Below are 7,325 nucleotides of genomic sequence, written 5' to 3'. Positions count from 1 at the left end.
TCGACGATGGCACGATCGAAATCACGTTCGCATACCACAACGGCGACGAGGCCATACTAAAGGCCAAACAGGAGACTTCTTCAACAGCCTGCTAGACGACATTTCGGCCGCGCAGGCTTGTATTGAGCAGGCTGCGGATGCGGGTGGCGATCGCGGCGCTGACCTCCTTGCGCTTGGTGTCGGCGCGATATTCCACCGCCTCGCCGAAGGAGACCTCGGCATCGATCGCGCCACAGCGCACGATGTCGAGAAGGTGCGGCAGAAGTTCGATATCCCCCGGCCAGGCAGCGAGCGGCCGGTGATAGCGCCCCATGGCGATGCCGTGCACCCTGGTATAGGCAATCGCCAGCGGCTGCACCACGACGGTTCCGGTCGGCGAATAAGGCACCGCCATCGCCGCGGCGCCGAACAGCGAGGATTTGACCTCCAGCAGCCGATTGCCGTCCGAGGTCGTGCCTTCCGGAAAGAGCACGACGATCTCGCCATCGGCCATGCGCCCGGCGATCTCGTTGGCCTGGTGACCGGTCCTGCGCTTCTCCTCGCGTACGACGAAGACGCTCTTCTGCAGCTTGGCAAGCGTGCCGAAGATCGGCCATTCGCTGACCTCGATCTTGGCGATGAAGGCGACGTCGGCAACCGACGACATCACCATGATGTCAAGCCAGGACGAGTGGTTGGAACAGAGCATCAGCGGCCGGCGCTCTTCCGGCCTGCCGGTCACGCGCACGCGGATGCCGAGGCAATAACAGACGATCCGGTGCCAGAGGCGTGGCAGCCTGCGCCGCAGCCGCCAGTCGAAACGCAGTGCCAGCACCTGCAGCGGCATGAGCACGATGCTGACGGCAAGGATGACGACCGCAGCAAGGGCAATGCGCAGCCAGGCGATCAAAGGCTGGTCTCCCGGGCGGCCATTGCTTCAGAGATCTTCCTTCTTCAGCGGGATGCCGTAAAGCTCCAGCCGGTGGTCGACCAGCTGGAAGCCGTGCTCGCGGGCGATGCGCTCCTGTAGCGCCTCGATCTCCGGCGAGCGGAATTCGATGACGGTGCCGGTCTTCAGGTCGATCAGGTGGTCGTGATGCTCTTCCGGCACCGTTTCGTAGCGCGAGCGCCCGTCGCGGAAATCGTGGCGGGCGATGATGCCGGCATCTTCGAACAATTTCACGGTGCGGTAGACGGTGGAAATCGAGATCTTCGCATCGACCTTCACCGAGCGGCGGTAGAGTTCTTCGACGTCGGGATGGTCTTCCGAACCTTCCAGGATGCGCGCGATCACACGGCGCTGCTCGGTCATGCGCATGCCGCGTTCGGTGCAAAGCTCCTCAAGGGTCTTGGCTACGTCAGTCATCGCCCGCCTTTAGAGATATTTCGTGTTTCGACAACGCCGCACGGCGCTTGCGCCGGCCTGCAGGTTGCCTCGCTGCAAGGCAACTACCGAAGAACGCGCTTCATGACAAGCGCTGTGGAGAGGGCGCCGTTTTCCTGCTTGTAGTACCCCTTGCGTTCGCCGACCTTTTCGAAGCCGAGCTTGCGATAGAGGCCAAGGGCGGCCCTATTGCCGTCGTCGACTTCGAGAAACATGCTCTCGCCGCCGCGCGCGCGCGCTTCCCGCATCGCCGCCTGCATCAGCCGCCAGCCGAGGCCGGCGCGGGCCACCTTCGCCTGCACGGCGATCGTCAGGATCTCCGCCTCGCCGGCGACCTGACGGGCAAGGATGAACCCCGGAAGCGGCTTTTTCAGGATGGCATTGGTCTGGCGCGCGACGAAGCCGAACACGGTCTCCTGCGACAGCAGGCTGTGGAATTCGCCGTCGCCCCAGGGGCGGGCAAAACGCTCTCCATGCAGGACCGCGACATCGCGGCAATCCTCGCGCTCCATGGCGATGATCTCGAATTCCGGCTTCAGCGTCAGATAGGCTTCCAGCATGGTCACACTCGTCGGGCGATCGCATACCCGGCCTGCGGCTTGGCATCGGGTCCGCGCAGATAAAGGGGCTTCGGCTTTCCGGAATCGGGGGAGGCGGCAGCACCGAGGCGCGCCACGACGGAGATCGGGAAATTGTTGGTGTGGTCGCCGCCGGCATCGGGCCTCAGCAGCGGCGTTGCCGAACCGGTGATCTCGCCGTCGAAACCGGCGGCAAAGGCCTGCGCTTGCGCCACGCTGAGCGCCCGCGGCGTATCGAGCGGCGCACCGTCGGCTGCAAAGGATTGAAGATAGATTTCGTCGCGCTTGGCGTCCATGGCCGCGAGCACGGCACGATGCGGCGTCTTCTCGCGCTGGGCCGATGCCATGACCTCGAGCGTGGTGACGCCGACGGCGGGCACATTGAGGGAAAGGGCAAAACCGCGGGCCGCGGCAACGCCGACGCGGATACCGGTGAATGATCCCGGGCCGATGGTAACCGCAAGCCGGTCGATGTGAGAAAGCGCCAGCCCGGCCTGATCCAGCGCCCGGTCGACGATACCGATCAGATGTTCAGCATGCCCCTTGCCGATCATGTCCGATGCCTCCCCCAGCATCGTATTCCTGCCGCTGTCATAAACGGCGGCAGCGCAATCCACACCTGCCGTGTCCAGCGCCAGAACGATCATGCCATCAATTTCCGAATAAACTCTTGTCGCCTCTTCATAAATCCGTCTGGCCGAACGAGAGATGAACGGCCGGACGGATCCAGGAATTTTAGGCGGCAATCACTTCCTGCACTTCCGGCACGAAATGGCGCAGCAGGTTCTGGACGCCGTGCTTCAGCGTTGCCGTCGACGACGGGCAGCCGGCGCAGGAACCCTTCATGTTCAGATAGACCTTGCCGTCCTTGAAGCCGCGGAAGGTGATGTCGCCGCCGTCCTGGGCAACGGCGGGGCGCACGCGGGTTTCCAGGAGCTCCTTGATGGTCAGCACGATCGATTCATCGCCTTCGTCGAAGAATTCGTCGCCGGCATCGGCGTCTTCGGAAAGGATGGAGGCATCGCCCATCACAGGCTTGCCCGACATGAAATGCTCCATGATCGAGCCAAGGATAGCCGGCTTAAGATGCTGCCATTCGGCATTGTCCTTGGAGACGGAAATGAAATCATAGCCGAAATAGACGCCGGTGACGCCCGGGATCTCGAACAGGCGGGCAGCCAGCGGCGAAGCCTCGGCCTCCTCGGCGCTGCGGAATTCGGCCGTGCCGTTTTCCATCACCACCTTGCCCGGCAGGAACTTCTGCGTGGCGGGGTTCGGCGTGGCTTCGGTCTGAATGAACATCTGCTTCTCCATGCGGCAGGCACAGGACCTCGGCCGTCTTTAGAATTCTTCAAAAGAAGATAAGCCCATTGCCGGTTCCATTCAAGAGATTTTTACTCAAGAATGATCAGCAGAGGGCGTCGATTTCCTCGTTGGTCAAAGTATCGGGCAGCACGGTGACCGGGATTGGAAATGCCGCGGCGCGACCGGCGATCGACGAGACCAGCGGTCCCGGACCTTCCTTGGCCGAACCGGCGGCCAGCACCAGGATCGCCACATCGCGGTCGTCCTCGATCACTGCGTTGATCTGTTCGGCCGCACCACCTTCGCGGATGACGATCTCGGGCTCGATGCCGATCGTCTCGCGCACGATCTGGGCGATCTTGGCAACGACCGCCTCCGCCTCCTCACGCGCCTCGGCCCGCATGATCGCCTCGACGCCCAGCCATTGCTGAAAATCCCCGTCGGGGATGACATAGAGCAGCACCAGCCCGCCATTGGAATTCTTCGCACGCCGGCCGGCATAATGGACAGCGCGCTGGCATTCCGGTGTCCCGTCGATTACCGCCATGAATTTGCGGCGATGACCTTCGAGCCGTGAGAGTCGTTTCGATACCATGGTGGGGACTCTGACACCCGAAGCGGAGAATTTGCAAGCCCAGTTTTTTCCTCTTCTCCCCCGGCGGGGGAGAAGAGGAAATTGACCTCAATAGAGGAAGCCGATGACGTCGCGCACTTGCTTCATCGTCACCTCGGCGCGTGCTCTCGCACGTTCGCCGCCCTTGCGCAGGATGGCGTCGATATGGCTGGTATCGTCCATCAGCCGGCGCATTTCGCCGGTGATCGGCGCCAGCACGTGGATGGCGAGGTCGACCAGCGCCGGCTTGAAGACGGAGAACTGCTGGCCGCCGAATTCTGCCAGCACATCGGCCTTCGATTTGTCGGCAAGCGCCGCATAGATCGCCACCAGATTGTCGGCTTCCGGCCGGCCCTGCAGTCCGTCGATCTCGCTCGGCAAGCCGTCCGGATCGGTCTTGGCCTTGCGGATTTTCTTCGAGATCGCGTCCTCGTCGTCCATCAGATTGATGCGCGACAGGTCGGAAGGATCGGATTTCGACATTTTCTTGGTGCCGTCGCGCAGCGACATGACGCGCGGCGCCGGTCCGCCGATCAGCGGCTCGACCATCGGGAAATAGGCATGCACCGGCTCGTTGCCGACGGTGATGTCGACGCCGTAATCGGTCCTGCCGATATGCTCGGCATAATCGAGGTTGAACTTCATCGCTATGTCGCGGGCAAGCTCCAGATGCTGTTTCTGGTCCTCTCCGACCGGCACATGGGTGGCGCGATAGACGAGAATGTCGGCGGCCATCAGGCTCGGATAGGCGTAGAGACCGAGCGAGGCCTGCTCGCGGTCCTTGCCGGCCTTGTCCTTGAACTGCGTCATGCGGTTCATCCAGCCGATGCGGGCGACGCAGTTGAAGATCCAGGCAAGTTCGGCATGCTGCGGCACGGCCGACTGGTTGAAGACGATATGTTTTTCCGGGTCGATGCCGGCGGCGATGAAGGCGGCGGCGATCGAGCGCGTCTGGCTCGGCATGTCCTCATGCACGAGCTGGGCGGTGAGCGCATGCATGTCGACGACGCAATAGATGCAGTCATTGCCGTCCTGCAGCGCCACGAAGCGGCGGATCGCGCCGAGATAATTGCCGAGATGCAGATTGCCGGTCGGCTGCACGCCGGAGAATACGAGTTTCTTGAATTCGCTCATGTCGTCCTCAATAGGCTGGTGGAGGGCCCACAGCTTCAGTTTGCTGCATTGCAGCAGGGCTTTTCGCCGATGTTGTCAACGCGGCGGCTTATGCACGGGCAATCGGTTGCAATCAAGGGGTTCAGGCTGCGGCATGCTCGATCAGATCGAAGCTGTTGCCATAAGGATCGGCAAAGACTGCGACCGTGCCGTAAACCTCATGCCTCGGCTGCTCCAGAAAGCGCACGCCGGCGGCGAGCATTGCGGTATGGTCGCGGGCAAAATCGTCGGTCTTCAAAAAGAAGCCGACGCGGCCACCCGTCTGATGGCCGATCGCCGCCCGCTGCGCCGCATCTGCCGCCTGCGCCAGCAGAAAGGCCGCGCCATCACCCCCGCGAGGCTTCACCACCACCCAGCGCTTGCCCTCCGGCTGCGGCTCGTCCTGCAGGCAATCGAAACCGAGGTCACCACAATAAAATGCCTTGGCGCGGTCGTAGTCGTCGACGACGAGAGTGACGAGGAAAAGCGACTGGATCGTCATGGGCGGCTCCGGGCTGACATGGGGTTTTGTTGCGGAGCTTGGCAGAAAAGGCAACGAAAATCGTCCCTCGCTAACGTTGCTGCCCCCTCACCAACAAAATCTAAGACTTAGCCTTCGGCTAAGATCTTGATTTTGTATCCTCTCCCATAAGGGGAGGGGTATTCATCTGTGGCTCGACCTCGTTCGAGGCCGGTATCGACAACCCCCGGCCTCACCCTTCCGTCTTCACCGGCTTGCGATTCAAATTGCGCCTTATCATACCGAGATCCGCCCCGCCGATCAGGAAGGCGGCGGCGAAATAGACCAGCATGGAAATCGCAATCAGCAGTCCGAGCGTGCCGATCTTGGTCAGAAGTGGCGCGCCTGATGCAAGCCAGGGCGCAAAATACTGCTTGAGGAAGACGATGGCCGCGCCCATCACCGCCGCGGCGACGATCAAGAGGGCGGCGCGCTTTGCCAGTGCCCATTCCCATGTCAGGTGGCCGCGGCGCAAAAGCGTGGTGAACAGTAGCACGGTGCTGATCCAGCCGGCCGTGGCTTCGGCAACGGCGATGCCGGGCGCGCCCATATAGGGGAAGAGGGTGAGCGCCGTGGCGCAGTTGGTCGCCACCGCGATCGCCGAAAAGCGCATCGGCGTCTTGGTATCCTCGCGGGCGTAGAAGCCCGGCTGCAGTGCCTTGATCAGCACGAAGGCCGGCAGGCCGATGCCGTAGATCGCCAGGATCGCGCCGACGACGGCGGTGTTTTCCTGATGGAAGGCGCCGCGTTCGTAGAGCACGCGGATGATCTCGTCCGACAGGATCCACAGCGCGAAGGCGGCGGGGATGGTCAGGAACAGCACGAATTCGATCGAGCGGTTCTGCAGGTTTCCGGCTTCGCGCAGGTTGCCGCCCTTTAGCGCCCGGGCAAGCTCCGGCAGCAGCACCACGCCGACGGCGACACCGACGACGCCGAGCGGCAGCTGATAGATGCGGTCGGCATATTGCAGCGCTGCGATGGCGCCGTCGCGGGACGAGGCGATTGCCTGGCCGATCAGCTGGTTGATCTGGGTGATGCCGCCGGTCACGGCGGCCGGCACCGCCAGGATCAGCAGCCGCTTGACGTTCGGGGTCATCTTCGGGAAGCGGAAACCGATGCTCATGCCGGCGGCAAGCACGCCGATATAGACGACGGCGAGCTGCAGGACGCCGGCGGCAAGAACGCCCCAGGAGAGATACCAGGCGGTCGTCAGCGGATCGGCGCCGGTATAGAGCGCATAAAACAGCGCCCCGATCATCACCACGTTGAGGAACACAGGCGCGATGGCCGCGGCGAAGAAATGATGCAGCGAATTCAGCATGCCGCTCATCATTGCCGTCAGCGACATGCACATCAGATAGGGAAACATCACCGCCGCCATGCGGATGGTGATCGAGAATTTCTCCGGATCGTCGGCAAAGCCAGGCGCGATGACGAAGCGCACCAGGAGCGGCATGGCAAGCTCCATCACGATGGTGATGAGCAGCAGCACCGAAAACAAGACGCCGAAGACCTCTTCCGAAAAGCGCTTGGCGCCATCCGTGCCGTTCGCCTCGATCTCCTTGGCAAAGAGCGGCACGAAGGCGGCGTTGAAGGCGCCCTCGGCAAACAGCCGGCGGAAGAGGTTCGGAAAGCGGAAGGCGGCGTAGAAGACGTCGGCCATCGGCCCGGTGCCGAGCGCCGCCGCCATCAGCGTTTCGCGGGCGAAGCCGAAGAGACGGCTGCCGAGGGTGGCGCCGCCGACGGTGGCGAATTTCTTGACGAGGCTCATGCGGATCGGCTCATGCGTGTGGG

General features: G+C 62.7%; 9 protein-coding genes. All 9 read right to left on the bottom strand.

Annotated elements, in window-relative coordinates:
- Positions 1-91 precede the first annotated feature (91 nt).
- Positions 92-889 carry a lysophospholipid acyltransferase family protein gene (locus GGD57_RS26850; protein ID WP_184473209.1) on the bottom strand — a complete coding sequence of 266 codons (798 nt, stop codon included), beginning with the start codon at positions 887-889 and terminating at the stop codon, positions 92-94.
- A 27-nt stretch (positions 890-916) separates the two neighbouring features.
- Positions 917-1,345: a Fur family transcriptional regulator gene (locus GGD57_RS26845; RefSeq protein WP_010068897.1), complete on the bottom strand. Its 429-nt coding sequence runs from the start codon at positions 1,343-1,345 to the stop codon at positions 917-919.
- Positions 1,346-1,428: 83 nt separating this feature from the next.
- Positions 1,429-1,923 (bottom strand): GNAT family N-acetyltransferase, encoded by a 495-nt coding sequence (locus GGD57_RS26840; protein ID WP_184473208.1) that lies wholly within the window; start codon positions 1,921-1,923, stop codon positions 1,429-1,431.
- A 2-nt stretch (positions 1,924-1,925) separates the two neighbouring features.
- Entirely contained in the window at positions 1,926-2,588 is a 663-nt protein-coding gene (tsaB, locus tag GGD57_RS26835) for a tRNA (adenosine(37)-N6)-threonylcarbamoyltransferase complex dimerization subunit type 1 TsaB (protein WP_184473207.1), read from the bottom strand.
- Between the two features lie 88 nt (positions 2,589-2,676).
- Positions 2,677-3,243 (bottom strand): NifU family protein, encoded by a 567-nt coding sequence (locus GGD57_RS26830; RefSeq protein ID WP_010065800.1) that lies wholly within the window; start codon positions 3,241-3,243, stop codon positions 2,677-2,679.
- Between the two features lie 106 nt (positions 3,244-3,349).
- Positions 3,350-3,841 (bottom strand): universal stress protein, encoded by a 492-nt coding sequence (locus GGD57_RS26825; RefSeq protein WP_003583845.1) that lies wholly within the window; start codon positions 3,839-3,841, stop codon positions 3,350-3,352.
- 87 nt (positions 3,842-3,928) lie between these two features.
- A complete protein-coding gene (gene trpS / locus GGD57_RS26820) occupies positions 3,929-4,993 on the bottom strand; it encodes a tryptophan--tRNA ligase (RefSeq protein WP_184473206.1) in 1,065 nt (354 codons plus the stop codon).
- A gap of 121 nt (positions 4,994-5,114) precedes the next feature.
- Complete coding sequence (locus GGD57_RS26815) at positions 5,115-5,513, bottom strand: VOC family protein (protein ID WP_184473205.1); 399 nt, start codon at positions 5,511-5,513, stop codon at positions 5,115-5,117.
- A 211-nt stretch (positions 5,514-5,724) separates the two neighbouring features.
- Complete coding sequence (gene murJ, locus GGD57_RS26810; protein ID WP_184473204.1) at positions 5,725-7,302, bottom strand: murein biosynthesis integral membrane protein MurJ; 1,578 nt, start codon at positions 7,300-7,302, stop codon at positions 5,725-5,727.
- Positions 7,303-7,325 lie beyond the last annotated feature (23 nt).

Origin of the sequence: Rhizobium esperanzae (assembly GCF_014197615.1) — a bacterium.
GTDB classification, from domain to species: Bacteria; Pseudomonadota; Alphaproteobacteria; order Rhizobiales; family Rhizobiaceae; genus Rhizobium; species Rhizobium esperanzae_A.
The sequence above is the reverse complement of the archived record's forward strand: the minus strand, read 5'-3'. Positions and strand labels throughout refer to the sequence as shown.

Bases quoted from the DNA above. Each gene is read 5' to 3' on its own strand.
- GGD57_RS26845 (WP_010068897.1), bottom strand. From the start codon at position 1,345: ATGACTGACGTAGCCAAGACCCTTGAGGAGCTTTGCACCGAACGCGGC.
- GGD57_RS26840 (WP_184473208.1), bottom strand. From the start codon at position 1,923: ATGCTGGAAGCCTATCTGACGCTGAAGCCGGAATTCGAGATCATCGCC.
- tsaB (WP_184473207.1), bottom strand. From the start codon at position 2,588: ATGATCGTTCTGGCGCTGGACACGGCAGGTGTGGATTGCGCTGCCGCC.
- GGD57_RS26830 (WP_010065800.1), bottom strand. From the start codon at position 3,243: ATGTTCATTCAGACCGAAGCCACGCCGAACCCCGCCACGCAGAAGTTC.
- GGD57_RS26825 (WP_003583845.1), bottom strand. From the start codon at position 3,841: ATGGTATCGAAACGACTCTCACGGCTCGAAGGTCATCGCCGCAAATTC.
- trpS (WP_184473206.1), bottom strand. From the start codon at position 4,993: ATGAGCGAATTCAAGAAACTCGTATTCTCCGGCGTGCAGCCGACCGGC.
- GGD57_RS26815 (WP_184473205.1), bottom strand. From the start codon at position 5,513: ATGACGATCCAGTCGCTTTTCCTCGTCACTCTCGTCGTCGACGACTAC.
- murJ (WP_184473204.1), bottom strand. From the start codon at position 7,302: ATGAGCCTCGTCAAGAAATTCGCCACCGTCGGCGGCGCCACCCTCGGC.